At 48.8% G+C, this 25,631-nt stretch carries 23 protein-coding genes; 14 read left to right on the top strand and 9 right to left on the bottom strand.

Going from position 1 to position 25,631, the window contains the following annotated elements; translation table 11 throughout:
* Positions 1-46: 46 nt before the first annotated feature.
* From sppA to D515_RS19805, 3 genes are all read left to right on the top strand, one after another.
* Positions 47-1,903, top strand: a complete 1,857-nt coding sequence (gene sppA / locus D515_RS19815) for a signal peptide peptidase SppA (protein WP_002541079.1) — start codon at positions 47-49, stop codon at positions 1,901-1,903.
* A 96-nt stretch (positions 1,904-1,999) separates the two neighbouring features.
* The gene (gene ansA, locus D515_RS19810; RefSeq protein WP_002541077.1) at positions 2,000-3,010 is read left to right on the top strand and encodes an asparaginase; all 1,011 of its coding nucleotides are present in this window, start codon (positions 2,000-2,002) and stop codon (positions 3,008-3,010) included.
* A 262-nt stretch (positions 3,011-3,272) separates the two neighbouring features.
* Positions 3,273-5,435 (top strand): DUF4114 domain-containing protein, encoded by a 2,163-nt coding sequence (locus tag D515_RS19805; RefSeq protein WP_002541076.1) that lies wholly within the window; start codon positions 3,273-3,275, stop codon positions 5,433-5,435.
* A 62-nt stretch (positions 5,436-5,497) separates the two neighbouring features.
* Here D515_RS19805 and D515_RS19800 read toward each other — a convergent pair whose 3' ends face one another.
* The gene (locus tag D515_RS19800; RefSeq protein WP_002541075.1) at positions 5,498-5,782 is read right to left on the bottom strand and encodes a YeaC family protein; all 285 of its coding nucleotides are present in this window, start codon (positions 5,780-5,782) and stop codon (positions 5,498-5,500) included.
* A 438-nt stretch (positions 5,783-6,220) separates the two neighbouring features.
* Here D515_RS19800 and D515_RS26380 point away from each other — a divergent pair, with 438 nt between their 5' ends.
* Both D515_RS26380 and D515_RS19790 read left to right on the top strand, forming a co-directional pair.
* On the top strand, positions 6,221-7,987 hold the full coding sequence (locus tag D515_RS26380; RefSeq protein ID WP_002541071.1) for a calcium-binding protein: 1,767 nt from the start codon (positions 6,221-6,223) through the stop codon (positions 7,985-7,987).
* A gap of 155 nt (positions 7,988-8,142) precedes the next feature.
* Entirely contained in the window at positions 8,143-9,009 is an 867-nt protein-coding gene (locus D515_RS19790; protein WP_002541070.1) for a DUF2989 domain-containing protein, read from the top strand.
* A 70-nt stretch (positions 9,010-9,079) separates the two neighbouring features.
* On the opposite strand, the gene msrB is transcribed toward D515_RS19790, so the two are convergent.
* Complete coding sequence (gene msrB / locus D515_RS19785) at positions 9,080-9,475, bottom strand: peptide-methionine (R)-S-oxide reductase MsrB (protein WP_002541069.1); 396 nt, start codon at positions 9,473-9,475, stop codon at positions 9,080-9,082.
* Between the two features lie 490 nt (positions 9,476-9,965).
* On the opposite strand from msrB, the gene gap reads away from it, so the two are divergent.
* The 5 genes from gap to D515_RS19760 all read left to right on the top strand — a co-directional run bounded on the left by gap (position 9,966) and on the right by D515_RS19760 (position 17,209).
* On the top strand, positions 9,966-10,961 hold the full coding sequence (gene gap / locus D515_RS19780) for a type I glyceraldehyde-3-phosphate dehydrogenase (RefSeq protein WP_002541068.1): 996 nt from the start codon (positions 9,966-9,968) through the stop codon (positions 10,959-10,961).
* A gap of 114 nt (positions 10,962-11,075) precedes the next feature.
* Positions 11,076-11,939, top strand: coding sequence for a D-hexose-6-phosphate mutarotase (locus D515_RS19775; protein ID WP_002541067.1), 864 nt, complete (start codon positions 11,076-11,078; stop codon positions 11,937-11,939).
* Positions 11,940-12,378: 439 nt separating this feature from the next.
* Positions 12,379-14,313: a PrkA family serine protein kinase gene (locus D515_RS19770; protein WP_002541065.1), complete on the top strand. Its 1,935-nt coding sequence runs from the start codon at positions 12,379-12,381 to the stop codon at positions 14,311-14,313.
* A gap of 36 nt (positions 14,314-14,349) precedes the next feature.
* Positions 14,350-15,621 carry a YeaH/YhbH family protein gene (locus tag D515_RS19765; protein ID WP_002541063.1) on the top strand — a complete coding sequence of 424 codons (1,272 nt, stop codon included), beginning with the start codon at positions 14,350-14,352 and terminating at the stop codon, positions 15,619-15,621.
* A gap of 43 nt (positions 15,622-15,664) precedes the next feature.
* On the top strand, positions 15,665-17,209 hold the full coding sequence (locus D515_RS19760) for a SpoVR family protein (protein WP_002541061.1): 1,545 nt from the start codon (positions 15,665-15,667) through the stop codon (positions 17,207-17,209).
* 62 nt (positions 17,210-17,271) lie between these two features.
* Here the strand turns inward: D515_RS19760 and fadR are convergent, their stop codons facing one another.
* Both fadR and D515_RS25900 read right to left on the bottom strand, forming a co-directional pair.
* Positions 17,272-18,123, bottom strand: a complete 852-nt coding sequence (gene fadR, locus D515_RS19755; protein ID WP_002541060.1) for a fatty acid metabolism transcriptional regulator FadR — start codon at positions 18,121-18,123, stop codon at positions 17,272-17,274.
* A gap of 143 nt (positions 18,124-18,266) precedes the next feature.
* Positions 18,267-18,419 carry a hypothetical protein gene (locus D515_RS25900; protein ID WP_160167795.1) on the bottom strand — a complete coding sequence of 51 codons (153 nt, stop codon included), beginning with the start codon at positions 18,417-18,419 and terminating at the stop codon, positions 18,267-18,269.
* Between the two features lie 371 nt (positions 18,420-18,790).
* On the opposite strand from D515_RS25900, the gene nhaB reads away from it, so the two are divergent.
* Positions 18,791-20,377, top strand: coding sequence for a Na(+)/H(+) antiporter NhaB (gene nhaB / locus D515_RS19750; RefSeq protein WP_002541059.1), 1,587 nt, complete (start codon positions 18,791-18,793; stop codon positions 20,375-20,377).
* 85 nt (positions 20,378-20,462) lie between these two features.
* Entirely contained in the window at positions 20,463-20,999 is a 537-nt protein-coding gene (gene dsbB / locus D515_RS19745; protein ID WP_002541057.1) for a disulfide bond formation protein DsbB, read from the top strand.
* Positions 21,000-21,056: 57 nt separating this feature from the next.
* Here dsbB and D515_RS19740 read toward each other — a convergent pair whose 3' ends face one another.
* Positions 21,057-21,443 (bottom strand): (deoxy)nucleoside triphosphate pyrophosphohydrolase, encoded by a 387-nt coding sequence (locus tag D515_RS19740; protein ID WP_002541055.1) that lies wholly within the window; start codon positions 21,441-21,443, stop codon positions 21,057-21,059.
* Positions 21,443-22,087 (bottom strand): YecA family protein, encoded by a 645-nt coding sequence (locus D515_RS19735; protein ID WP_002541054.1) that lies wholly within the window; start codon positions 22,085-22,087, stop codon positions 21,443-21,445. Before D515_RS19735 ends, D515_RS19740 begins: the two co-directional genes overlap by 1 nt.
* Before the next feature lie 202 nt (positions 22,088-22,289).
* On the opposite strand from D515_RS19735, the gene D515_RS19730 reads away from it, so the two are divergent.
* Complete coding sequence (locus D515_RS19730; protein WP_002541053.1) at positions 22,290-22,964, top strand: Rossmann-fold NAD(P)-binding domain-containing protein; 675 nt, start codon at positions 22,290-22,292, stop codon at positions 22,962-22,964.
* Positions 22,965-23,042: 78 nt separating this feature from the next.
* On the opposite strand, the gene dusC is transcribed toward D515_RS19730, so the two are convergent.
* The gene (gene dusC, locus D515_RS19725) at positions 23,043-24,017 is read right to left on the bottom strand and encodes a tRNA dihydrouridine(16) synthase DusC (protein WP_039850381.1); all 975 of its coding nucleotides are present in this window, start codon (positions 24,015-24,017) and stop codon (positions 23,043-23,045) included.
* A gap of 5 nt (positions 24,018-24,022) precedes the next feature.
* Positions 24,023-24,466, bottom strand: a complete 444-nt coding sequence (locus D515_RS19720) for a YcgN family cysteine cluster protein (protein WP_002541051.1) — start codon at positions 24,464-24,466, stop codon at positions 24,023-24,025.
* Between the two features lie 217 nt (positions 24,467-24,683).
* Between D515_RS19720 and D515_RS19715 the strand changes: the two genes are divergently transcribed.
* On the top strand, positions 24,684-24,947 hold the full coding sequence (locus tag D515_RS19715) for a YkgJ family cysteine cluster protein (RefSeq protein ID WP_002541050.1): 264 nt from the start codon (positions 24,684-24,686) through the stop codon (positions 24,945-24,947).
* On the opposite strand, the gene D515_RS19710 is transcribed toward D515_RS19715, so the two are convergent.
* Positions 24,944-25,525 (bottom strand): sugar O-acetyltransferase, encoded by a 582-nt coding sequence (locus D515_RS19710; protein WP_002541048.1) that lies wholly within the window; start codon positions 25,523-25,525, stop codon positions 24,944-24,946. The genes D515_RS19715 and D515_RS19710 overlap by 4 nt on opposite strands.
* Positions 25,526-25,631 lie beyond the last annotated feature (106 nt).

The raw sequence follows: 25,631 nt of genomic DNA, 5'->3' as shown, positions 1-25,631 counted from the left end.
CAGGATTCGTTACGATTACCGGTAATAAAAGAAGCTGGATAACCAAATGAAAACGCTTTTTAAATTTATCGGCACCTTACTGAAGTGGTTTTGGAAAGCCCTCAGTTTTACCCGTCAGTTGATCCTGAATATTCTGTTCATTGCCATGTTGGTGGGGATCTATTTTCTGTTTACGATGGAGCATGCCACACCGACTAAACCGGTTGAGCAACCAGAGCGGGCGCTTCTGGTTGATATTTCTGGGCCAATCGTTGAAAAGCAGCGCCGCGTCGACCCTTATGATTTCGCGACACGCAATCTTTTCGGTCAGCAAATGCAGTTTGAAAACGTGCTTTACGATATCGTCGAGCAAATCCGTGCTGGCGCAAAAGACGACAAAATCAACGGCATGGTACTCAGCCTGTCCGACATGTCGGAAACCAGCCTGACCAAGCTTCGCTACATCGCTAAAGCAATTAATGAATTCAAAGCCACTGGCAAACCTGTGGTTGCTATTGGTGGGCACTACAACCAGAGCCAATATTACCTCGCCAGCTATGCCGACGAGATTTTCATGGCACCGGACGGCGCAGTGCTGTTGCGTGGCTATGGCACCTATAACCTCTACTTCAAAGACCTGCTGGAAAACCTAGATATCACTACGCACGTTTTCCGCGTCGGAACTTACAAATCATTTGTTGAACCATACACACGCACGGGCATGTCTGAGGAAGCGCGCGAAGCAAACTCTGTTTGGCTGAATCAGCTTTGGGGCGCATTTGTCGATGACATTGCCACCAACCGTAACATCGAGGTTTCAACCCTCTCACCGGATGCTGACACTCTGATTGCCAACCTCAAGGCAGCAAACGGTGATTTCGCAAAATTAGCCTACAACATGGGCTTGGTCGATGAACTGATGACCCGCCAACAAATCCGTACCCGTCTGGCAGAAGTATTTGGCAGCGATGGGGAAGACAGCTTCAACTATGTGAGCTTCTATGATTACGCGCCGCTGAACTTTGAATTGCCTAAGGCAGACCAAATTGCCGTGGTCGTTGCAAGCGGTGCCATCGTGGATGGCTTTGAATCAGAAGGCACTATCGGTGGTGATACCACTGCTGGCCTACTACGTGATGCACGCCTGAACGATTCAATTAAAGCGGTGGTTTTGCGTGTAGACAGCCCAGGCGGCAGCGCCTTTGCCTCTGAAGTGATCCGCAACGAAGTGGATGCGCTGAAACAGGCGGGCAAGCCCGTCGTCGTATCCATGTCTAGCGTAGCAGCGTCCGGCGGTTATTGGATATCCTCAAGCGCGGACCGCATACTCGCGCAGCCAACTACCATCACAGGGTCTATCGGTATCTTCGGTATTCTGACCACCTTCGAAGATGTGCTGGCGAAGTACGGTGTTTATAACGACGGTATCGGCACCACACCATTTGCGGGTGTCGGGGTCACACGAGCGTTGCCAGAAGAAATCAGCAACATCATGCAGCTTGGGATTGAAAATGGTTACCAGCGCTTTATTGGCCTAGTCGCCAGCCAACGTAACCTATCACTCCAAGATGTCGATCAAGTGGCGCAAGGCCGCGTATGGACGGGTTACGATGCGATGAAACGTGGCTTGGTTGACCAAATGGGCGACTTTGACGATGCCATTACCGTTGCAGCAGAACTGGCTCAAGTAACCGATTATTCATTGAACTGGATGGAAGAGCCGCTCACCCCAGCACAGCAATTCATCTATGAGTTCATGAACCAGGCGATGGTAACGCTCGGATTGAACGAAGCCGTCAAACTGCCTGATGCAGTTCAACAGTTTGCTAACCACGCAGTTACTGAAATAAACAACCTGAATAACTTCAATGATCCAAACGGACAATACGCGCTCTGTCCGAATTGTAGTTATTACGAAAACTGAGACCTCTCAACAACCCCCGGCGAAATCCGGGGGTTTTTTTCGTGCATCCACTCCGTATAATGCGCGCACTACCTCGGCTACATTTAAGTTGTGAAGATGGAAAGAAAACACATTTATATCGCCTACACTGGCGGCACAATCGGCATGCTGAAATCAGAGCAGGGCTACATTCCTGTGTCTGGCTTCATGCAACAACAACTCCAACAAATGCCGGAATTCCATCGCCCTGAGATGCCTGAATTCACTATTCACGAATACAGCCCGCTGATCGACTCCGCCGACATGACCCCTGCAGAGTGGCAACGCATTGCTGACGATATTCGTGACAACTACGATAAGTACGATGGCTTCGTGATTCTCCATGGTACAGACACCATGGCATACACCGCCTCTGCGCTCTCCTTTATGCTGGAGAACCTGGATAAACCCGTCATCGTGACAGGATCACAAATCCCGTTGGCAGAACTGCGTTCTGACGGTCAGGCGAATCTGTTGAACGCACTGCATATCGCTGCGAATTACCCTATCAATGAAGTGACCTTGTTCTTCAACAACCAGCTTCTTCGCGGTAACCGTAGCACCAAATCCCATGCAGATGGTTTCAATGCTTTTACGTCGCCAAATCTGCCGCCTCTGTTGGAAGCGGGTATTAACATCCAGCTCCACGGTGCAGAAATCGATAAGAAGCCGGAAGGTGCTTTCAAAGTTCACACGATTACCGAACAGCCTGTTGCCATTATCATGATGTATCCGGGGATTTCGCCGGAAGTGATCCGCAATGCGCTGAAACAACCAGTGAATGCGATGATCCTGCTGACCTTTGGTGTGGGCAACGCACCTCAGAATCAAGAGCTGCTAGGCCTGCTTCGCGAAGCGACTGATCGCGGCGTTGTGGTGTTGAATCTGACCCAGTGTCTGGCAGGTAAAGTCAATATGGGCGGTTACGCTACAGGTTGTGCGCTGGCAGAAGCAGGCGTTCTTAGCGGTTATGACATGACCCCGGAAGCAGCACTGGCGAAACTGCACTTTCTTCTGAGTCAGGACTTGCCAATGGATGCCATTCGCACCCAACTTCAACAAGACCTCCGCGGCGAATTGTCGCTCTGATATTCAGAAAAACAGACAATGTAGAAGGCCGGCATACGCTGGCCTTTGTTGTTTTTGGTCATACTTCCACTGAACAATCCCTCATACTTTTCTGGCCATTCAAACCCAAAAAACTCATTCCCACCCCTGATATTCAACTGAAAACCTACTGACTGTCTTGTGATTAGTGCTTAGTTGAATAGTGTATTGACACTGTTAAATAAATTTACACCTCAGTAGAAAGCGCTAAATAAGCAAAGACTTAAGATCAGGGAGTAGTACGATGGCAACGTTTACCGGCACCTATGCGAATGACAAATTAAATGGCACAAGTGGTAATGACACCATCTTCGGTTACGAAGGTAACGACATGATAAAAGGTGGTGCAGGTAACGATATCCTTAATGGTGGCGGTTCATCTGGTTTTACTAGTGATATTTCTTTGTCTCGCTCGGCTGATGGTACTTTTGACATCAGTGGTGGTGATGCTGTCTCTCTCGATTTTTCACACTTCACCCATAGCGCAGCCTATAACAACAGTCTTGGCTACTACATTCTTGATGAAGATGGCAGTGTCCTGAAAGCTGTCATCGTTGCAGACAACGTGAAAAATGTCAGCGCCATTAACCTTGACGATATAGCGACTGAGGGAGGAGCAAAACTAGGACTCTTCCTTATCCCTGATGGCGATCGCAAAGGTTTTGACAAAGGCGAAGTGAATCTCGACCTTTCAACCAACTCTGCGACAGTTACCCAAGGTTCAAGCTCAGCGGCAGTCTTCACTTCTCAGAAAAGTGAGAACGGAGATGGTATCGACCATGAGCGTGAAAGCGGCTCTACCAGCAAGTGGGAAGATCTCTGGGGCGGAGGTGACAATGATTTCAATGACACCACGTTCCAAATCAACGTGACCCAACCTCGCTCCAAACTCCCAGACAACGACACTATTTTCGGTGATGAAGGCGACGATACCATCAATGGTGGCGCGGGTGATGATCTGATTTTTGGCGGTCGAATCAGCAAAGAAACGGTTCAGATTGACCGTGGCTCTGATGCACTGTTTGATATCTCTGGTACTGAAAAGGCGCGTTTGGATTTGAGCAGCTTCAGCCATAGTGCGGCATACAATAACAGCTTGGGCTACTACATTCTCGACAGTAACGGAAACGTTATTCGTGCTGTTATCGTCGCCGACAACGTTAAGCATGTGTCTTCGCTGAAGATCGACATCGACACCACAGGCGGCGAGAAAATGGGCCTTTTCCTGATCCCCGATGGTGATCGTGCAGGATTTGATAAAGGCGAAGTCATCCTCACTCTTGATGGCACACCAACAGTGTCACAAGGCTCAGTAACCAGCGATGTTTTTGTATCGCAGGCCACTGAAAATACTGGGAATCTGGATCACGAGAGAAACTCAGGCGATATTTCAGCTTGGGAAGACCTACGCGGTCTGGGCGATAAAGATTTCAATGACACGGTATTCACTGTCGAAGTCACCGCAGAAAAAGAAGTCAGTGACAAAGATACGATTGACGGTGGAACCGGTAACGACACGATCCATGCTGGGGATGATGCAGATATCGTTCACGGCGGTGAAGGTGATGACAAAATCTTTGGCGGAAAGGGTGACGACACTCTTTACGGCGATGAAGGTGCCGATGACATTCGAGGTGGTCACGGCAACGACACCGTGCACGGTGGTGAAGGCGACGACGTGCTCTATGGCAAAGCAGGGAACGATACGCTTGACGGCGGCGCGGGTAACGACAAGCTTTTCGGCAACGCAGGTAGCAACACCCTTCTTGGTGGAGCGGGTAACGATGAGCTTTACGCCGGTAACGGTACAAATAACCGACTGGATGGCGGGGAAGGCATAGATACCTACACAGGCGGCATCGGCTCCGACATTCTGGTATTCGACATTGAAGATTTTGCTGGTGAAACCAAAACACTCTCTAATGGACGCGTTGTAAATGACCAAGTCTACAATGCAGCAACGGGATTTGATGTTTTGGAAGTGTCCGGCGATGTGCATGTTGACTTCACAGGTGCGGCTTATCAATCTGACACCACAGTTAACGGCAATGTGATCGCAGGCGTTGAGGCAATTGTCGGTGATGATGGCAATCAAACGGTGACGATAAAAGAGCATTCAATCTTGGCGCAATCAGACGATACAGAACGTGGTGATTGGGATGGATTTGTTGCTTATTTAGGTGGTGGTGACGATACCTTTGACTTTGCCGGCCCTCGCTGGACTTATGAAGCAGATGCAACAGCGAATGCAGAACTCACACCGGCAATGATCCAGCAAATGGGATTAACGGAAGACCAAGCCTCGACACTTAAGGCTTATGTGTTCTCGTCTGACATCTCTGGTGAGCAAATCACCCTTTGGACAGATGCAGAAAACATCACTCAGGCAGGTAATGACATCTTCTAAAGAGGTGCTCTCGGTCTTCCAAATAACCTAAAGAAAAACGCCGACTTCACGTCGGCGCTTTTTTATTCTTCGCTCAGCTTGGTCTGAACAATCGTTTCCTGATTCGGCGCAAACTCTCGTTTTAACTGCGCTTTCGACTTCATTGTAATATCACCACCTGCCGCAACCGTCATATGTTGCGGCTCCGTGTTGTGGCGAGATTGATAGAGCATCACAACCTGGATAGCATTGTCGCGTTGCTCCGGTGTCAGTGTCGTGCCTTCAGGCCATTTACCGGTTTCTACCGCATACAACAAGCGTTCATAAGCGTCTGGGGTGATGGTGGACAGCAACTGCTCGATATCCATGATACTTCCTTTCTTCTTTGGTCACCCAAAGGTGCCACAACACAATCAGAGAGTAAAAACGCCGGTTTTCGACCAAAGATGCTCGTGTGTCTAACACACTGAGATACCTTGACTGAAAAGGCAAACAAACCAAGAAATCAGTCATTTCCCATGCTGATTTTCAGTTTTTTATAGCACTTTAGTGCGAATTCCTATTTTACTACGCCCGCAATAGTACTGATTTTAATCTGAATACGCACCTCGCAGCTTGAGAGATCGCAGACCTTTTGCCACTTTATGTGACGACGCTCGGCCAACAGAAACTGGTTTCACTAAAACCAATTGAACAAAAAACCAGACACCATGTCGTGAAATCTGTCCCGCCCGTTTAATACACCGACACACGAAGCCGTATCCGTGGTCGCAAGAAAATACTTAATTTCGAGCAAGGTACGCCACATGGCATCCATTTCTGGCACAAATACAAATGACAATCTCGTCGGCACCAGCGACGATGACGAAATATACGGTCTACTAGGTAACGACACCCTGCGTGGTTATGAGGGTAACGATAAGGCTTATGGCGACTCATCGCCTGAAGATATCGCCACCCTATCTCCAGACGCTAATGGTTCATATGCCATTCAAGAAGAGACATTCATCAGCGTGACTTTGTCACAATTTAGCTTCCCCGCTGGTGAAGAGAAAAGCTTGGGCTACGCCATTTTGGACGCATCCGGAACCATCATCAGCCGTGACATCATTGTAGATTATGTCAGCTTGGCGGAGCGCGGCTCGGCGCTCGATATCAACGTACCTGGTGGCGCAGCACTGGTTTTCTTCACCATGCCTGCCAGTCAATTAAACAACTTTGAATGGCGCCCACTCGACCTTAATGACGTAGACACCAACATCCCATCATCAAGCGTCACCATCGAAGTTGAAGAAATCAGCAGCGACACCAGTACGCATGGCAATGACAGCCTGTATGGCTATGAAGGTGATGATCGCCTGTTTGGCGAAGGTGGCGATGATTTTCTCGTTGGCGCTGACGGTAATGACGTACTTTCCGGTGGCGATGGTAACGACACCCTTTGGGGTGGAAATGATGATGACCATCTTCACGGTGGCAACGGTAATGATACGTTACGCGGACAAAATGGCACCGACAAACTGGAAGGCGGTGCAGGTGATGACACGCTGTATGGTGGTCAGGGTAACGACGAGTTATTGGCAGGTGAAGGCGCTGACCTCGTCTTTGGTGAAAATGGTGACGACTATATCCGCGGCGGCAGTGGTGACGACGAAATTTGGGGCGATGCAGGAAACGACACTATTCGTGCCGATGAAGGTGCCGATTACATCGACGGCGGAACCGGTGACGACCAGATTTTTGGCGGTAACGGTGACGATGAAATCTATGGTGCCACAGGCAATGATGACCTTCGAGGAAATGGTGGCAATGATGTCATCTACGGCGAAGAAGGCGATGACTTCCTGCGCGGTAATGGTGGGAATGACTATCTAGACGGTGGCGTCGGTAATGACACCCTCTACGGCAACTTGGGCAGTAACACCCTACTTGGCCGTGAAGGCAACGACTATCTGTTTTCTGGCTGGAACAGCTTCGACAATGTACTGGATGGTGGCGTCGGCGAAGATATTCTGAGGGGCGGAACCAATTCCGACACCTTGATTTTCGATGTTAATGATTTCCAAGGACAAATCCGCACGCTTTCTAACGGAAAAGAAGTCAACAAGCACATCTATGATGCCGCAACAGGCTTTGATGTCTTGAAGATTTCAGGCTCAGTGCATGCCGATTTTACGGGTGCTGCCTACCAAACCACACCCGGTGTGACGGGTAACGTCATCGCCGGTGTTGAAGCCGCTATTGGTGGCAATGGCAACCAAACTGTTACCATTAACATCCATGAGACTGATGCGCAGTCAGACACCACCGATCGGGACGATTGGCAGGGTTTTGTGGCTTGGCTGGGAGAAGGTGACGACACCCTGAATCTCACTGGGGTGCATTGGCAGTACGAAGCTTCAGACACATCTAATGCTGATATCACGCCAGCGATGATAGAGAAAATGGGCATAACAGCAGCCCAAGCCGCGGATTTACAAGCTTATGTCTTCACCGATATCCGCGATGGTGATCAAGTGACTATTTGGACTGATGCTGAAAACATCACTTATCTTGGTACGGATATCGTCTGATATCAGCCAGCTTTATCAAAGGGCCAGCCAACGTGCTGGTCTTTTTTATCTCTGTGGACTCACGCAAAAGTCGTGAAATGAACTTAAACTGAAAAGTAGCGTTTATGTTATAAGTCATTTGTGTATTAATAGAGACGATAAGAGCCACGAATACGATGAAGAAAGGCTTGTTGAATAATCCGATGAAGCTGGCGATTGCCACTATCACCCCACTTTTGCTTGCGGGCTGTTTTGAGAGCAACCGCAGCACCGCTCAGCTTTGCGAAAACTACCCTCAGATCTGTAATAAGCTTAACGTTCAGGATGGCCAATGCCGCCATGAGCGAACTGACCTTATTTGGAAACGTTATGACGTCGTCAAAAAAGAGTCAGATCTGAATAAGTTCGATGAACTGCTACTGACCAAGAAGTACGCTAAGTGTATGGAGTTGGCTGCACAGATTGAAACCACCACGCTGAAATCGAAAAAGACACTGCGTACGGAAGCTCTCTTCCACGCCTATGACGCTATCGACAAACTTGAACAGCAACTTAAATCTTCTTACCAGCCTTCCATTATTTACTACCGTTGGACACAGGGTGACAACGAAGCACTCGAACAATTCTTGAAGTTGGAAGAAACCGAATACCTCAACACCCCAGAGTTACAGCTTGGTCTTGCGACTTACTACGTCGATAAAGACAAAGAACACACGATCAAACTGCTATTGAAAGCCCTCTCCTATTATGATGGCCGCGCGGGTGAAACCCGTGAAAAGGCAATTCCAGATGTGGTCAAATCTCTCGCAACGGCCAACCATTCTATTGGAAAGCTCGATGAAGCCTACCTTTGGGCACTCGTAGGCGGTGAACTGGGGCTGCCAATCGCTAAAGAGGCACAGCTTAAATTGCTATACCCAATGGCAGATTCAAGACGTGCGACTATTGCTGACATTGCAAAAGATATTGCGTCTGAAATCGAAGATGGGGATTTTGAAAAAGGACTACTGATGCAGCTTGCGACATTGGGTGACCCGACCTAATCAATGCCACCTCTTAAAACCGAAAAGTGCGCCGAGAGCGCACTTTTTGTTTTCTGATACTCAGTGAATTTCAACTTTTACTTTCGTCATTCTGCTCAGCAAAAGTCATCGACACAGAATTCACGCAGTAGCGTTGCCCTGTTTCTGTGGGGCCGTCGTCAAACACATGCCCCAGGTGGCTGTCACAGGCAACACAACGGATCTCGGTTCTTACCATTCCATGGCTTTGGTCTTCAAGGTAACGAACCGCACCTTCTACCGCTAAATCAAAGCTTGGCCAGCCGCATCCAGAGTCAAATTTTGTACTCGAATCAAATAAAAGAGCATCACAGCAGACGCAGTGATATGTTCCTTTCTTATGATTGTGTAATAAAGCACCAGTATATGGCGCTTCTGTATGTCCCAACCGACAGACCTTATATGCCTCTTCAGACAGAGACGCTTTCCACTTATTATCTGATGTCATGACTTCCTCTTGTGCGGGAAATTTCTCTTTCCGGCAAGCCGGAATTTGGCAAAAGATTTTTTACCTGCTTATTACTCTGAGTACCACCCCGGATAATAAGCTTCGCCCGTCAGGTCACAGCTTCAGCGGTCTGCTGACTTTTATCTCATCTACAATGGCTTACGCGCAGCGCCGACAAACTCGTTTTCGATTCTCAGTTTTCGCACTTACCGAACGGCATATTGTCACCATACTTGTTTAGCGAAGCAGATATGCGCCTTAAAGAGTATGACAGATGGCGTTGTACAAATATCAAGCTAGGGTGTTTTACGGGAATAATTTCAAATATTTTGTAGCACATTCAAATATTGTTTGGGCGATGTAAAAATAATCCGTACTAATTTTTGACTTTAAGCAATTTAGATGGGTTTTTTGCTTGCATGGGTGGTACCGATTCTGTAATTTTACTACCAATTTCCTTTCACTAGATATTAAGTTGTGGAGCAACATAATGACTATCAAAGTAGGTATTAACGGTTTTGGCCGTATCGGCCGTTTCGTTTTCCGTGCATCTGTTGAGCGTAACGACATCGAAGTTGTAGCAATCAACGACCTGATCGACGTTGACTACATGGCATACATGCTGAAGTACGATTCAACTCACGGTCGTTTCAACGGTACTGTTGAAGTTGTAGACGGTAACCTGGTTGTTAACGGTAAGACTGTTCGCGTAACAGCTGAGCGTAACCCAACTGAACTTCAGTGGGACGCAGTAGGCGTTGACGTTGTTGCTGAAGCAACTGGTATCTTCCTGACTGACGAAACTGCACGTCAGCACATCACTGCTGGTGCGAAGAAAGTTGTTCTGACTGGTCCATCTAAAGATGCAACTCCAATGTTCGTTATGGGTGTTAACCACGAGACTTACGCAGGTCAAGACATCGTTTCTAACGCTTCTTGTACTACTAACTGTCTTGCGCCAATCGCGAAAGTACTGAACGACAAGTGGGGCATCGAGTCTGGCCTGATGACTACTGTTCACGCGACTACTGCAACTCAGAAAACTGTTGACGGTCCTTCTGCGAAAGACTGGCGTGGCGGTCGTGGTGCTTCTCAGAACATCATCCCATCATCAACTGGTGCAGCTAAAGCAGTTGGCGTAGTTCTTCCAGAACTGAACGGCAAACTGACTGGTATGGCTTTCCGCGTACCAACTGCAAACGTTTCTGTTGTTGACCTGACTGTTAACCTGAAAGAAGCTGCTTCTTACGCAGAAATCTGTGCGGCAATGAAAGCTGCTTCAGAAGGCGAGATGGCTGGCGTTCTGGGTTACACTGAAGACGAAGTTGTTTCTCAAGACTTCATCGGTGAAGTTCAAACTTCAGTATTCGACGCAAAAGCGGGCGTTGCTCTGACTGACAAATTCGTTAAAGTTGTATCTTGGTACGACAACGAAATCGGTTACTCAAACAAAGTTCTGGACCTGATTGCTCACATCTCTAAGTAATCATTCCGGATTGCCGTTAAGGCATGAGTGACAAAAAGGCGGCTGATGGCCGCCTTTTTTGTACCTGAATTTTTGTACCTGAATTTTTGTAGCAAATTTTAAAAAGGCACCTTCATGGACGTAAAACAGCTCCCTACCCTTGCTGTTCTCTCTGACTATGTCACTGTCTGCGAACTGGACGGTTTAAAAGTCGTTCGTGTTATTCATCCGAAAGCCACCGCTGCGATTTCCTTGTTTGGCGGCCACGTGCTGAGTTTCACGCCAGCCGGTAAAAAAGAAACCATTTGGATGAGTGGGAAAGCAGACTTTACCGGTAACAAAGCTATTCGCGGTGGCATTCCTGTTTGCTGGCCTTGGTTCGGCAAAGCAGCAGAACCTTCTCACGGTTTTGCACGCACCAGCGAATGGACGCTCAACGAGCACCGCGAGAATGATGAAGGCGTGATTGTTAGCCTGACACTGTCTGACACCGCCGAAACCCGCGCTATCTGGCCTCATGCTTTCCATGCAGAACTTCTGGTGGAAATCAGTGACACACTCAAAGTCAGTTTAGTCTCGACCAATACTGGCGCGAGCCCCATGCAAATCGGCGGTGCGCTGCACACCTACTTCAACATTGGCGACATTCACCAAGCCACTGTTTCTGAGCTCGGTAACGAGTACATTGAAGCGGGTGAGCGTAAGCCAAGTACAGGCAAAGCGACGTTTGAAGGCGAAGTAGACCGTATTTACCCTCAAGCAGCTGACACCGTGATAATTGAAGATGCAGCGAATCAGCGCCGTATAGAGGTCAGCAATCAGGGCAACAACGGTGTGGTCGTCTGGAACCCGTGGCAAGCGCTTGCCGAAGGCATGGCTGACATGGAAGACGACGGATTTTTGACCATGGTTTGTGCAGAATCTGCTGTTTACGACAGAAGTGTGACGCTCCAATCTGGAGAAAAACACACACTCTCAACCGAAGTTATTTGTAAATAAATCGTTAACTAACAGCGGTTTTATTGAAGCCGGAACCTTGGGGTTCCGGCTTTTTTATTTTCTGGCACGTGCAATGCAAGTTCGTCATCACGAAGATGCATTCATCAAACCGGTGCCAAAGTGAGCGTTTCGGGAAGTCCTAACTGTGACGGACGTTGGAAACCCAGAAAGTGGTGTCTCGTTGGTGAGAATTCGCTATTGGGAATGGATCGGTAGAACAATTCCCTGTGTATATACGGTTAACTAGCGATATTTACACAACCCAATCCTGGAAGGCTGAATACAAAGCCTTATCACAAAAGGGAAAAATATCGAAAAAACAAGTAATTCAACCAAGCAAATTGATCAGTTGCGACTAGTCTTAAAAGAGTGAGGATATGAAAGCAACTGCGCCGATATCCTTTCTAATTGATAACAGCACGATTTAGGGGGCAGGACCATGAGTATTTTCGACCACTATCGTCAACGCTACGAAGAAGCAAAAGACGAAGAGCTGAGCCTTCAAGAATTTCTGGACCTTTGCCGGGAAGACCGCAGCGCTTATGCAAATGCGGCTGAGAGGCTGTTAATGGCCATCGGCGAACCTGAAATGATCGACACTGCGCTCGATCCTCGCTTGAGCCGTTTATTCTCCAACCGCGTCATCTCGCGCTACAAGACTTTCGAAGACTTTTACGGCATGGAAGATGCCATCGAGCAAATCGTTTCTTACCTCAAGCATGCTGCTCAGGGTTTGGAAGAGCGCAAACAGATCCTCTACTTACTTGGCCCAGTGGGCGGTGGTAAGTCTTCACTGGCTGAAAAACTCAAAAGCCTGATGCAGAAAGTGCCGGTTTACGTGCTGACTGCAAACGGCGAACGCAGCCCAACCAACGACCACCCTTTCTGCCTGTTTGATGCCGCGGAAGACGGCGCATTGCTGGAAAGTGAATACGGCGTTCCTCAACGCTACCTGCGTACCATCATGTCACCTTGGATTGCTAAACGCCTGCATGAGTTTGGTGGCGATATTACCAAGTTCAAGGTTGTCAAAGTTCGTCCATCCATTCTTGACCAGGTTGCTGTGGCGAAAACAGAGCCAGGTGATGAAAACAACCAGGACATCTCCTCACTGGTCGGTAAAGTCGACATCCGTCAGCTTGAGCATTTCGCGCAAGATGACCCAGATGCTTACAGCTACTCCGGTGCGCTGTGTAAAGCAAACCAGGGTCTGATGGAATTCGTTGAGATGTTCAAAGCTCCCATCAAAGTGCTTCACCCACTGCTGACAGCGACGCAGGAAGGTAACTACAACGGTACTGAAGGTCTTTCAGCCCTGCCATTTGATGGCATGATCCTCGCTCACTCGAACGAATCGGAATGGCAAACCTTCCGTAACAACAAAAACAACGAGGCATTCCTCGACCGTGTATACATCGTCAAAGTGCCTTACTGTCTTCGTGTTTCTGAAGAGATCAAAATCTACGACAAACTGCTGGAAGGCAGTGAGCTGGCTAACGCACCTTGTTCGCCAAGCACGCTCGATATTCTCGCCCGTTTCAGTGTGCTGTCGCGCCTGAAAGAGCCGGAAAACTCCAGCATCTTCTCGAAAATGCGCGTCTATGACGGTGAAACGCTGAAAGACACGGATCCTAAAGCCAAGTCTTATCAGGAGTACCGTGACTATGCTGGCGTTGATGAAGGCATGAATGGTCTTTCTACCCGCTTTGCGTTCAAGATCCTCTCTCGCGTGTTTAACTTCGACCATTCTGAAGTGGCGGCAAACCCTGTGCACCTGTTCTACGTGCTTGAGCAACAAATTGAGCGAGAACAGTTCCCGCAAGAAATTGCTGAGAAGTACCTGGAAAACCTGAAAGGTTACTTGATTCCGAAATACGTTGAGTTTATCGGCAAGGAAATTCAGACCGCTTATCTCGAGTCCTACTCTGAGTACGGCCAGAACATCTTTGACCGCTACGTGACCTATGCAGACTTCTGGATTCAGGATCAGGAGTATCGCGATCCAGATACCGGTCAACTGTTCGACCGCTCTGCGCTCAACAGTGAACTGGAGAAAATCGAGAAGCCTGCGGGCATTAGTAACCCTAAAGACTTCCGTAATGAAATCGTGAACTTTGTCCTTCGTGCACGCGCTAACAATGAAGGTAAGAACCCGGTTTGGACCAGCTACGAAAAACTTCGCACTGTTATCGAGAAGAAAATGTTCTCGAACACCGAAGAGCTGCTCCCGGTCATTTCCTTCAATGCGAAAACGTCGACCGAAGAGCAGAAGAAACACGACGACTTCGTCGCCCGTATGATGGAGAAAGGATATACCCGCAAACAAGTACGCTTGCTGTCTGAGTGGTACTTGCGTGTGCGTAAATCCTCGTAACACTGTCTAGGGATGTATTGAAATTACGGGGGGCTTATGGCGCATTTTATAGATCGAAGGCTCAACGGGAAAAACAAAAGCACGGTGAACCGTCAGCGTTTCTTGCGACGTCACAAGCGACAGATTAAAGAGTCTATTGCTGATGCTGTAAACAAACGTTCTATCACTGATGTGGATAGTGGTGAAAGCATCACTATCCCTTCCCGGGACATTCGAGAGCCAGTATTCCGACAAGGCAAAGGCGGACAGCGTGATGCTGTCCACCCTGGCAACGACCAATTTATCCCCGGCGACCGTATTGAACGCCCACCTGGCGGTGGACAAGGCGGTGGCGCGGGAGAAGGTCAGGCAAGCCCAGATGGCGAAGGTCAGGACGATTTCGTTTTCCAGATTTCGAAAGACGAGTATCTGGATTTGCTGTTCGAAGATCTGGAACTGCCGAACCTGAAAAAGAACCAGATGAACAAGCTGGTAGAGTGGAAAACCCACCGCTCCGGTTTCAAAGCGACCGGTGTGCCGGCCAACATTGCGATTGTGCGTTCGCTTCAGAACTCTTTGGCACGTCGAACCGCTATGTCAGCGGGCAAACGCCGCAAACTTCGCGAACTCGAAGCGGAACTCGAAGCGCTGAAAAGCTCTGAACCAGGGCAGCCGCTTGAAGAGAAGCGTCTGCTGGAAGAAATTGATGAACTCAAGGCCAAGATAGCCGCCGTACCTTTCATCGACACTTTCGACCTACGTTACAAGAACTACGAGAAGCGCCCACAACCGAGTAGCCAAGCAGTCATGTTCTGTCTGATGGATGTGTCCGGTTCAATGGATCAGGCCACCAAAGACATCGCCAAGCGGTTCTACATTTTGCTCTATCTCTTCCTGACCCGAACCTACAAAAACGTGGAAGTGGTGTTTATCCGCCACCACACGCAGGCGAAGGAAGTAGACGAGCATGAGTTTTTCTACTCACAGGAAACGGGTGGCACCATAGTGTCCAGTGCACTCCGGCTGATGAATGACATTGTGAAAGAGCGTTACCCTTCCAACGAGTGGAATATCTACGCCGCACAAGCATCAGATGGCGATAACTGGGCGGACGATTCACCGGGTTGTCGCGAGCTGTTGGAAAGGCAACTGCTACCGGTTACACGTTACTACGCATACATTGAAATTACCCGTCGAGCACACCAGACACTGTGGCGAGAGTATGAATCAGTGGCAGAGAGCTACGAAAACTTTGCCATGCAGAACATTCGCTCTGCCGACGACATTTTCCCAGTCTTCCGGGAGTTGTTTAAGAAACAGGTGAGCTAACCCCTCACCTCTCTTTCCGGGTTTGAGATCCAAGGAGGACGCGATGGCAGTCGCAGCAAAAAAGAAAAAGAAGACGCTCAGTGATGGTCCTGACTGGACGTTTGAGCTGCTAGAGAACTACCACACGGAAATCAAACGTGTGGCGGAACACTATCGCCTCGACACCTATGTGAACCAAATTGAAATCATCACTGCCGAGCAAATGATGGATGCCTACTCAAGTGTGGGCATGCCTATTAACTACAACCATTGGTCTTTCGGCAAAAAATTCATCGAAACAGAGCGCGGTTACAAGCATGGTCATATGGGCCTTGCCTATGAAATCGTGATCAACTCCGACCCTTGTATTGCCTATCTGATGGAAGAAAACACCATCACAATGCAGGCACTTGTCATGGCGCACGCCTGTTATGGTCACAACTCTTTCTTCAAAGGCAACTACCTGTTCCAGACATGGACGGATGCAGGCTCCATCATCGATTATCTGCTTTTTGCCAAAAACTACATCAGTGAGTGCGAAGAGAAATATGGCGTGGATGAAGTAGAGAAACTCCTCGACTCTTGTCACGCCCTGATGAACTACGGCGTGGATCGCTATAAACGACCACAGAAGATTTCGATTGCCGAGGAAGTGGCGCGTCAGAAATCACGCGAGGATTATCTGCAAAGTCAGGTCAACGCGCTTTGGCGGACTATTCCAACCAGTGAAAAGGTGCGTGAGAAAGCCGTCGATCGTTTCCCCTCTGAGCCACAGGAAAACATTCTCTATTTCTTTGAAAAGCATGCACCTCTGCTGGAGTCTTGGCAGCGTGAAGTGATTCGTATCGTCAGGAAGGTCAGCCAGTATTTTTACCCGCAGAAGCAAACGCAGGTGATGAACGAAGGCTGGGCCACATACTGGCACTACACCATACTTAACCACCTTTACGATGAAGGACTGGTCACAGACCGTTTCATTATGGAGTTCCTGCACAGCCACACCAATGTGGTTGCACAACCGCCCTATAACAGCCGTTTTTACAGTGGTATCAATCCGTATGCGCTGGGTTTTGCGATGTTTCAGGATATTCGCCGTATCTGTGAAGACCCCACTGAAGAAGACAAATACTGGTTCCCTGAAATCGCAGGCAGTGATTGGTTGGAAACCTTACATTTTGCGATGCAGAACTTTAAGGACGAGAGCTTTATCAGCCAGTTCCTGTCACCCAAAGTGATGCGAGACATGAAGTTCTTTGCCATTAATGACGATGACAGACAAAACTTCATCGAAGTGACCAGCATTCATAACGAGGAAGGTTACCGCCAGATCCGGGAGAGGCTATCGGCGCAATACAACCTCAGTAACCACGAACCTAATATTCAGGTATTTGATGTGGACCTACGAGGCAATCGGGCGCTGACCTTACGTTACGTGCCGCATAACCGCATTCCGCTGAACGATTCCTACGAAGAAGTACTCAAGCACGTTCACCGTTTGTGGGGATTTGAAGTGGTACTGGAGGAAGAACTGCCGGACGGTAAGAGTAAGATCATCTCAACCTGCCCAAAGCGTCCTCAATTTGACCCTGATTTGATACCGGGAAGCTAGCGAGACGCACACAGACAAAAAAACCGCCAGAAGTGGCGGTTTTTTTTTCAGGAAAGACAGGATTAAGCTTCTTCCTGCTCCATCAGCTTGGCAATGGTATCGCGGTTATGGAACCAAATCGCACCGCTTTCACGACCATATTGCTTGATGCGATCAGCCACATCCAGATGACGGCCTTCATTCGTGATAACCAGCAAATCACGGTAGAACTGAATCGCCAGTTCACAAGCACGCTTGTCCATGAAGTAGTAACCACCAACGCGAGAGTAGATTTTACGCATGCCGTTCATGGTCAATACGTAAACTTTGTTCCCTGAGCGTTGCGCCATGCCTTGGAACAGCATGTAGTCGAAGTGGTTGAAAGCACGACCACGGCAAACCGCTTCGCAGGTGTCCAGATCAGTTTTACCGAACGCGTCGTAGATTTTCTTCACATCCTGCAAGATGGCGTCTTTCTCTTCAGCCGCTTCAATGAAGCTCGCGAAGCTGTCGCTTGCCAGCAGGGCCTCACAACGACCAATCACTTTCTCTATCAGGTCTGCACAGATTTGCGGGTCATTTTTCACCGCATAACGCATGTAAACGCCACTGATGTCGGTGCGTGCTGACAGCAGGTTTTCCAACACACCGTGAACATCTTCACCCTCTAGGGTAACCAGCGTATCGAGAATGTTGAGACCTGATGTGTTCATGTAGTCATTCACGCGCGTCGGCTTACCATGTTGGATAGTCAACCAGCCGTCACGAGCCAGGCGCTGTAGCACCTCTCGAAGGGTTGTACGTGTGACACCAATCAGTTCTGACAACTCGCGCTCTGCGGGAAGAATAGAGCCTTGTGGAAAGTGATTATTCCAGATGCTCTCGATGATATATTTCTCAGCAAAAGTTGCCGGGCTATCCGCCTTAATAACCATTGAGTGTTGTTTCCAGGTTGCTTCTTATCTTGATTAATAACTCATCATACCACTTATCCTCGCCACCTAGAAACCTAAGAAGGGTATCGTTTGCGCCCATTTAACTGTGATTTGACGGGCGTACATCACAGTTAATTAAATTTTCATCTAACTTGAACAGCTGCCTTGTCTGGTTTCATAACCACAACATGCACTTTTATGTGCGTTTTAAACCGTAAAAACTGACCAGCTACCAATTTTACAACCTCTTCACGCCCATCAATGGCGAAAAGAATAGCGATTGTTTTCTGCTGCACGTTATCCTTGATCCCCATCACTGTATACAACCAATCCCATGCATAGAATAACGGCGCCCAAATGTTACAGGATATTTCAAAAGCCCAGGGTTGGAGTCGCGTTTTTTCGTAACATACTCCAGTAATTTAATTAACATGCAACGGATTGTTGACTGTTTGAAAAGTCGCTGTATTGTGTGCTCCGAGTTTGCCTATGCGATGGGTTTCAGCGGTACTTTTCGTCGATAAATCGACGTTTAGGGGTCAGATTCCAAACATTTCAACAAAAATTGAAATTATGTAATTTTACCGCCGCCTGTCACAACAGAGCGTTTACATCTTCATTTCAAGCCTCCATAGAACTTGCTTTTATAAGAAACAGAGACATATACATGGCCATTACGCTAAGGAATGCTTTCATCAAGAACTTTCTCGGTAAGGCGCCCGACTGGTACAAAGCGGCGATTATTGCGTTCTTGATTATCAACCCAATTGTTTTCGCTATCGATCCGTTTATCGCGGGTTGGTTGCTTGTGGTGGAATTTATTTTCACTCTGGCGATGGCACTTAAATGTTACCCACTTCAGCCTGGCGGCTTATTGGCTATCGAAGCCGTAGCCATTGGGATGACCAGCCCAGCCACGGTGAAACACGAGCTGGTTGCGAACTTCGAAGTTCTGCTGCTGCTTATCTTTATGGTGGCGGGTATCTACTTCATGAAGCAGCTATTGCTGTTCATCTTTACCAAAATCCTGCTCGGTATTCAGTCGAAAACGCTGTTGTCTCTGGCCTTCTGTTCTGCAGCCGCATTACTTTCTGCATTCCTTGATGCGCTGACCGTGATAGCTGTTGTTATCAGTGTGGCAGTTGGCTTCTACTCTATTTACCACCGTGTTGCATCAGGTAAAGACTTCCAATCCAACCATGACCATACCTCAGACGAGTCTGTTCGCGATGACCTAAGCCGCGATGACCTTGAGAATTACCGTGCATTCCTGCGCAGCCTGCTGATGCATGCGGGTGTAGGTACCGCACTGGGTGGTGTAATGACCATGGTAGGTGAGCCTCAAAACCTGATCATCGCTGAAAAAGCAGGTTGGCAATTCGGTGAGTTCATCGTCCGAATGCTGCCTGTTACCTTGCCAGTTTTGTTCTGTGGCTTGGCGACCTGTGCATTTGTCGAAAAATTTGGCCTGTTTGATTACGGTGCAAAACTGCCTGAAAACGTTCGCCAAATCCTGGTTGAGTTTAACAATGCCGAGCGTGCGAAACGCACCAACTACGACGTGGCAAAGCTTGTTGTTCAGGCGATCATTGCAGTTTGGCTGGTTATCGCACTAGCAATGCACTTGGCCGCAGTTGGTTTGATTGGCTTGAGCGTTATCATCCTGGCAACCTCTTTCACCGGCGTTATTGACGAGCACCATATCGGTAAAGCGTTTGAAGAAGCGCTGCCGTTTACTGCACTGTTGGCGGTTTTCTTCTCAGTGGTTGCGGTTATCGTCGACCAAGGCCTGTTTACTCCAGTGATCAGTGCCGTTCTGCAACTGGAAGGTGGTGCGCAGCTCACCATGTTCTACATAGCGAACGGTTTGCTCTCCATGGTGTCAGATAACGTATTCGTTGGTACGGTTTACATCAACGAAGTTAAAGCGGCTCTGATGGATGGCATCATTACTCGTGAACAATTCGAGCTTCTCGCTGTCGCAATCAATACCGGTACCAACCTTCCGTCGGTGGCAACACCTAATGGTCAGGCTGCGTTCCTGTTCCTGCTGACATCAACCCTGGCTCCGCTCCTGCGCTTGTCGTACGGCAAGATGGTTTACATGGCGCTGCCATACACCGTCGTCATGGGTCTGGTAGGTCTCGCAGGTATCGAGTTGCTGCTGCTTCCAATGACGGAGTGGTTCTATGAGGCGGGTTGGATCACACTTGGCACCGTTGAAGCGGCTGGTGCCGTGAGTACTGGTCATTAAGGCTTGATTTCCAGCTCCGTAACTTTTTGAATAGCAAAGTCCCGCCTCCGGTGGGGCTTTGTCTTTTACAACGGATTCGTATTCTATGTTGTCGTATTTCAACGAAATATCCCGTGGGCGTGGCGCTTGGTTTCTGCTGATGCTGTCGGGTTTAATCCTCGAAGGTTGTGCGCTGTTTTTCCAACACGTGATGGACTTGGCGCCTTGCGTCATGTGTATCTACGAGCGTGTTGCCATGCTGGGTGTGGTGGGTGCGGGTCTCATCGGTATGATTGCTCCGCAAAACGCACTGGTACGCTGGTCAGGACTGATTGCCTGGGGTGTTGCGGCAGGTTGGGGGCTTAAACTTTCCATCGAACATGTCGGCTACCAATTCCCGGATCCGAACGACCTGTTTGGTGCGACCTGCGATATCTTTGTTTCTTTCCCTTCATGGGCGCCATTGAACCAATGGGTTCCATGGATGTTTGAAGCCAGTGGCGATTGCAGCAAGATTGTTTGGCAATTCCTGACACTGTCTATGCCTCAATGGCTGGTCGTCATTTTCGCAGCCATGCTGGTTGTGTTGGCTGTTGTTGTGTTGTCTCAGCTGTTCGGTAAGCGCGAGCGCCGCCTCTTCTAGTTGAAGCCGTTGCGTCGATAGAATCATAAAAAATCCCAGCCTTGGCTGGGATTTTTGTTATTTGCTTTTCAGTAGCGCTACCAAGGGCTTATCTGCATCACTGAAGATATAATCCTCCAACTCTGATTGGCTTACCCATGCCTTTGCCTGATGGCAATGCAGGGTCAACTCACCTTCCACCAGCTTACAGCGGTAGCTTTTGAGTAGTATCGACTTGGTCGGATAATGGTGGAGCGTTTCGGTGAGATACTCACCAACCTCTACCTTAATAGACAACTCTTCCAATAGTTCTCTGGCTAAAGCCTCTGGCTCAGTTTCTCCGTGTTCTACTTTGCCACCAGGAAACTCCCAAAGACCGCCTTCATGATCAAAGCGCTGGGTAATGAGAATGCTATCACCGTCAGTGAGTACACCAGCGACAACCAAGATTGGAGAAGTCGTCATCACTTACCGCAGCACTTTTTGAATTTCTTTCCGCTGCCACAAGGGCATGGGTCATTACGACCAACAGTTTTGTACGGATTCACTGCACGAGCGCCGGAACCCTGCTGCACTTCATCAGCCGCCAGCGCCACTTCGTTAATCATCAGAGGTAGTTGCTGGTAGTACTTTTCTGGCGATGGCAGTGCCGCCAGTCCTGCTTCTTTCATTTGGTCCAGCGTACCTTGCTCGTCATGAAGGAAAAGCATGGTCGTCATCAGTGCCGAAAGCATGCGTCGGCTACCATCAGACACTATGATCTCTTGCCATGCCGGTTCAATGTGAGGCCAAACAGCGAGAAAGCCTTCGGCAAAAGCCTGATGATTTTCATTTCGTGATGCGTCGAGTGACAACTCTACAGGCAGTTCGTAGGTGTGCTTCATCAGTGCCACATACTGCTGCTCAAATCGCAGCATCACCGCCTTTTTCTGCTCAGTGGTGATTGGCTCTACATCGTCTTCGTCCATTCCACCTGTCACCAGAATAGGCAACCAGCTATTTTCAGGGTCCAAAGGTGCTGGAGACAGGTTCGCAGCCAAAAGCGCACCTTCAATAAAAGTGGCCGGCATACCTTCCCAGTCACTTTGTAATTCGACCATCGACGTCATTGTGGTTCTCTAAAGATGTAAAAAACGGATCATAACCCAAAACGCCCGTCACCGCTGATTTTCGACTTCTCCTTATGAAAGCAAGGTCATTTTTTGACCAGTAGAACTACGCGACAAATCGAATAATTGGTCTAAGGCGTTGAATAGTTTTGCTCAAACCGTGGTAGTCTAGCCGCAATTGATTTAAGAGGACTTTCTGTCAGTGCCATCGTCTCGAAGTGTCATTATCGCCGGTGCGACCGGCTTGGTAGGTGACGAGTTATTACATCAATTACTGGGGGACCCTGATGTCTCCCACATCCACGTTGTAACGCGACGCCCTGTCGCTGTGGTGTCTGAAAAAATCATTGTCCATCAAAGTCCTGACCTTTCAGTCACTCACTGGCAACCTCAGTGGCCCGTGCCACTTCAAGGGTATATTTCCTTAGGTACAACCAAGAAGCAGGCAGGCTCGAAATCGGCTCTAGAAGAGGTGGATTATCACCTAGTGGTCAAGGTTGCACGTATGATGGCCGTTGTCGGCGTTAAGCATCTGGCCGTGGTTTCCAGTATGTTGGCTCACCCTTGGTCACCATCCCATTACCTGCGCTGCAAAGGTAAAATGGAGCGCGCACTTTCAGAGATGGGGTATGAACGCCTTTTAGTGGCACGTCCCGGCCCGTTGGTTGGAGAGCGTGAAGAACCAAGAAAGGATGAACAATTCCTGCAGCGAATCATGCCGCTGCTGAATCCATTCCTTGCGGGTCCTTTGGCTGATTTTGAGCCTGTAGAAGCCGTGCGTGTTGCGCGAGCCATGATCTCAGCGCTGTCCGAACAGAATTGGCCTGGACGCATCGACTACCGTATTTTGCCGGGTCGGGTCTTAAACCAGTACTGATCTAGGTAGCAAAAACGAAAAGAGAAAAGAGAAAAGGCAGACCAAAGTCTGCCTTTTTCATGTTTCTTGAAATCAATTTTAAGCAAAGCTCTCAACAGCAGTCTGACGCTCCACATTGTTTAGCGTGCTGATGATTTCACCCAGAATTTGTTGTTTGTCTTTAAGCTGGCGAATACGCACAAACAGCTCTTTCGCTTCTGGGTATTCAGCCTGCAGATAACGGAACCATTGTTTTACTCGGTTCGGGTAGTACATACCCTTGTCACCACGAATTTCAAATTCTGAATAACGAACCAAGAGCATCAGCACTTGATGCCAAGACATCGGTGCATTATCGGCTTTAATGTGTGCCGCAAGATTCGGCATATTCAGCGCGCCACGGCAAACCATCAAAGTTTCACAACCCGACACTTCCGCACATTTTAGCGCGTCATCTCGACACCAAATATCACCATTGGCAATCACTGGAATCGATAAGCTCTTTGCCAAATCACCAATCAAATCCCAACGAATAGTTCCCGCCTTATAAGCATCTGCTTTGCTGCGACCATGAACGACAATTTCATTAGCGCCGCCAGATTGCACCGCATCGGCAATTTCACGATAGGCAGAGACATCATCAAAGCCCAGACGCACTTTGGCGCTGACGACTTGGTCGGAAGGCACCGCTTCACGAACGGCTTTCACCACCTGATACATCAGCTCAGGTTCTTTCAGAAGAGCCGCCCCACCTTTGTTGCCGTTTACCGTCTTGGATGGGCACCCAAAGTTGATATCCACCCCAGACGAGCCAAGTTCAGCCACCAGTGCGGCGTTTTCACCCATGTATTGCGGAGACTGACCTAGCAGTTGCACACGCACGGGTGTACCCGACGGCGTTTTACCGCCATTTTCCAATTCAGGACTTAGCTTGTAGTAGACACGGGGAGGCAGTTTCGCATCGACGACACGCACAAATTCCGTCACGCAGAGATCATAAGGGTTAATCTCTGTCAGCATTTGACGCATCAGAGGGTCAAGCACGCCCTCCATTGGACCAAGGGTCAACTTCACAGGAGTTAACCTCGACGGCTAGGATGATTGATGATGTGGTCTTCCCAATCAATCACGTCGATTTCGTAAACCACTTTCTCGCGTACTGATTCGTTCGCGGCATGCATGGCATCTTTTGACCCGGTAAGGAGTGGGTGCCAGGCTGGAAGTGGTTTATCTTCTGCCAGCAAACGGTAAGCACAGGTATCCGGCAGCCAATAGAACTCTTCAATCTTCTCGCGGGAAAGCTTCAGGCAGTCTTCGTCATAGCTAAAGCGGTTCGGGTAGTCTTTACACGAGCAAGTTTTATCATCCAGCAGACTGCAAGCAATGTTGGTGTAGTACAACTCCTCGGTGTCTTCATCGATCAGTTTATGAAGACAGCACTTACCGCAACCGTCGCACAGCGATTCCCACTCTGCGTCAGTCATTTCAGTCAGTGTTTTTTGTTCCCAGAAAGGCGTTGTCATGCTTACCCGTTCCTGCCAGTCAATCTTGATAAAGGCGCTCGTTATACCACCCAGAGCAGAAACTGCAAGCGCAAGGCGAAATCCCTGCGCTCAGCGACTGTCAATCAAGGGCTTATGGGCGATAGCCATCAACACTTTGCGTTTGCTCAGCGTGAGTGATACTGTGCGCGCCCACGATTGGATTATAACCAAATACCCCGCTCATTGAGGCTGAGAGATGACTGATACCGCTGTAAGCTGTCGTTTAGGCTGTGGTGCTTGCTGCATCGCGCCAAGCATTTCTTCGCCTATTCCGGGTATGCCCAATGGCAAACCGGCCGGCGTCCGTTGTATCCAATTGAATGAAGAGAATCTTTGTAAAATTTTCGGCCAGCCTGAGCGCCCTGCCGTGTGTGGGCAATTCAAAGCTGACCGGGATATTTGTGGCAGCACCAATCAATATGCGATTGACGTGCTCACAGAGTTGGAATCGTTAACTTAACTGCGCTCAGCGATTTCCTCAGCAGTCAGCTCACGCACCACTTTGGCAGGGTTACCGACAGCAATCGTGTTGTCTGGAATATCTTTTGTCACCACACTGCCCGCGCCAATGACACAGTTCTTACCAATCGTCACACCCGGCAGAACAATCACACCGCCACCTAACCACGCATTGTCGCCGATGCTGATGGGCAAACCGTATTCAACCAAATCATAGACACGGCGTTGAACATCCAATGGGTGTGTTGCTGTCAAAAGCTGCACATTGTTCGCCATCATCACACGATGACCAATAGTCACAGGCGCAACATCCAAAATGGTGCAGTTAAAGTTGATAAAAACATTCTCACCAAAGGTCACATGAATACCGTAATCACAGAAAAATGGCGGCTCGATATACACTGAGTCGGGCGCGTTTGGCAGCAAATCACGCTTAGCCCTTTTCCAGTCGTCACTCTCAGGTACACCTTGGTTAAAGCGACGCATGGCTTCACGGCATCGCATTTTATCTGCCACCAGCTCTTCATCACTCGCGCGATAAAGCTCACCACTTAGCATTTTTTGCTTCTCGGTTTTCATTTTTTGTCCTTTGTACCGACACTATATACCCAAACGACCTGAAGATGCCGGATTCAGCGAGTTTGACTGGCGTTGTGATCGCGGCGTTCCTTTGCAGGTGTAGTCA

Origin of the sequence: Grimontia indica (assembly GCF_000333895.2) — a bacterium.
Taxonomy (GTDB): Bacteria; Pseudomonadota; Gammaproteobacteria; order Enterobacterales; family Vibrionaceae; genus Enterovibrio; species Enterovibrio indicus.
The sequence above is the reverse complement of the archived record's forward strand: the minus strand, read 5'-3'. Positions and strand labels throughout refer to the sequence as shown.

Excerpts from the sequence above, each read along its gene's own strand:
- sppA (WP_002541079.1), top strand. The coding sequence starts at position 47 with ATGAAAACGCTTTTTAAATTTATCGGCACCTTACTGAAGTGGTTTTGG.
- ansA (WP_002541077.1), top strand. The coding sequence starts at position 2,000 with ATGGAAAGAAAACACATTTATATCGCCTACACTGGCGGCACAATCGGC.
- D515_RS19805 (WP_002541076.1), top strand. The coding sequence starts at position 3,273 with ATGGCAACGTTTACCGGCACCTATGCGAATGACAAATTAAATGGCACA.
- D515_RS19800 (WP_002541075.1), bottom strand. The coding sequence starts at position 5,782 with ATGGATATCGAGCAGTTGCTGTCCACCATCACCCCAGACGCTTATGAA.
- D515_RS26380 (WP_002541071.1), top strand. The coding sequence starts at position 6,221 with ATGGCATCCATTTCTGGCACAAATACAAATGACAATCTCGTCGGCACC.
- D515_RS19790 (WP_002541070.1), top strand. The coding sequence starts at position 8,143 with ATGAAGAAAGGCTTGTTGAATAATCCGATGAAGCTGGCGATTGCCACT.
- msrB (WP_002541069.1), bottom strand. The coding sequence starts at position 9,475 with ATGACATCAGATAATAAGTGGAAAGCGTCTCTGTCTGAAGAGGCATAT.
- gap (WP_002541068.1), top strand. The coding sequence starts at position 9,966 with ATGACTATCAAAGTAGGTATTAACGGTTTTGGCCGTATCGGCCGTTTC.
- D515_RS19775 (WP_002541067.1), top strand. The coding sequence starts at position 11,076 with ATGGACGTAAAACAGCTCCCTACCCTTGCTGTTCTCTCTGACTATGTC.
- D515_RS19770 (WP_002541065.1), top strand. The coding sequence starts at position 12,379 with ATGAGTATTTTCGACCACTATCGTCAACGCTACGAAGAAGCAAAAGAC.
- D515_RS19765 (WP_002541063.1), top strand. The coding sequence starts at position 14,350 with ATGGCGCATTTTATAGATCGAAGGCTCAACGGGAAAAACAAAAGCACG.
- D515_RS19760 (WP_002541061.1), top strand. The coding sequence starts at position 15,665 with ATGGCAGTCGCAGCAAAAAAGAAAAAGAAGACGCTCAGTGATGGTCCT.
- fadR (WP_002541060.1), bottom strand. The coding sequence starts at position 18,123 with ATGGTTATTAAGGCGGATAGCCCGGCAACTTTTGCTGAGAAATATATC.
- nhaB (WP_002541059.1), top strand. The coding sequence starts at position 18,791 with ATGGCCATTACGCTAAGGAATGCTTTCATCAAGAACTTTCTCGGTAAG.
- dsbB (WP_002541057.1), top strand. The coding sequence starts at position 20,463 with ATGTTGTCGTATTTCAACGAAATATCCCGTGGGCGTGGCGCTTGGTTT.
- D515_RS19740 (WP_002541055.1), bottom strand. The coding sequence starts at position 21,443 with ATGACGACTTCTCCAATCTTGGTTGTCGCTGGTGTACTCACTGACGGT.
- D515_RS19735 (WP_002541054.1), bottom strand. The coding sequence starts at position 22,087 with ATGACGTCGATGGTCGAATTACAAAGTGACTGGGAAGGTATGCCGGCC.
- D515_RS19720 (WP_002541051.1), bottom strand. The coding sequence starts at position 24,466 with ATGACAACGCCTTTCTGGGAACAAAAAACACTGACTGAAATGACTGAC.
- D515_RS19715 (WP_002541050.1), top strand. The coding sequence starts at position 24,684 with ATGACTGATACCGCTGTAAGCTGTCGTTTAGGCTGTGGTGCTTGCTGC.
- D515_RS19710 (WP_002541048.1), bottom strand. The coding sequence starts at position 25,525 with ATGAAAACCGAGAAGCAAAAAATGCTAAGTGGTGAGCTTTATCGCGCG.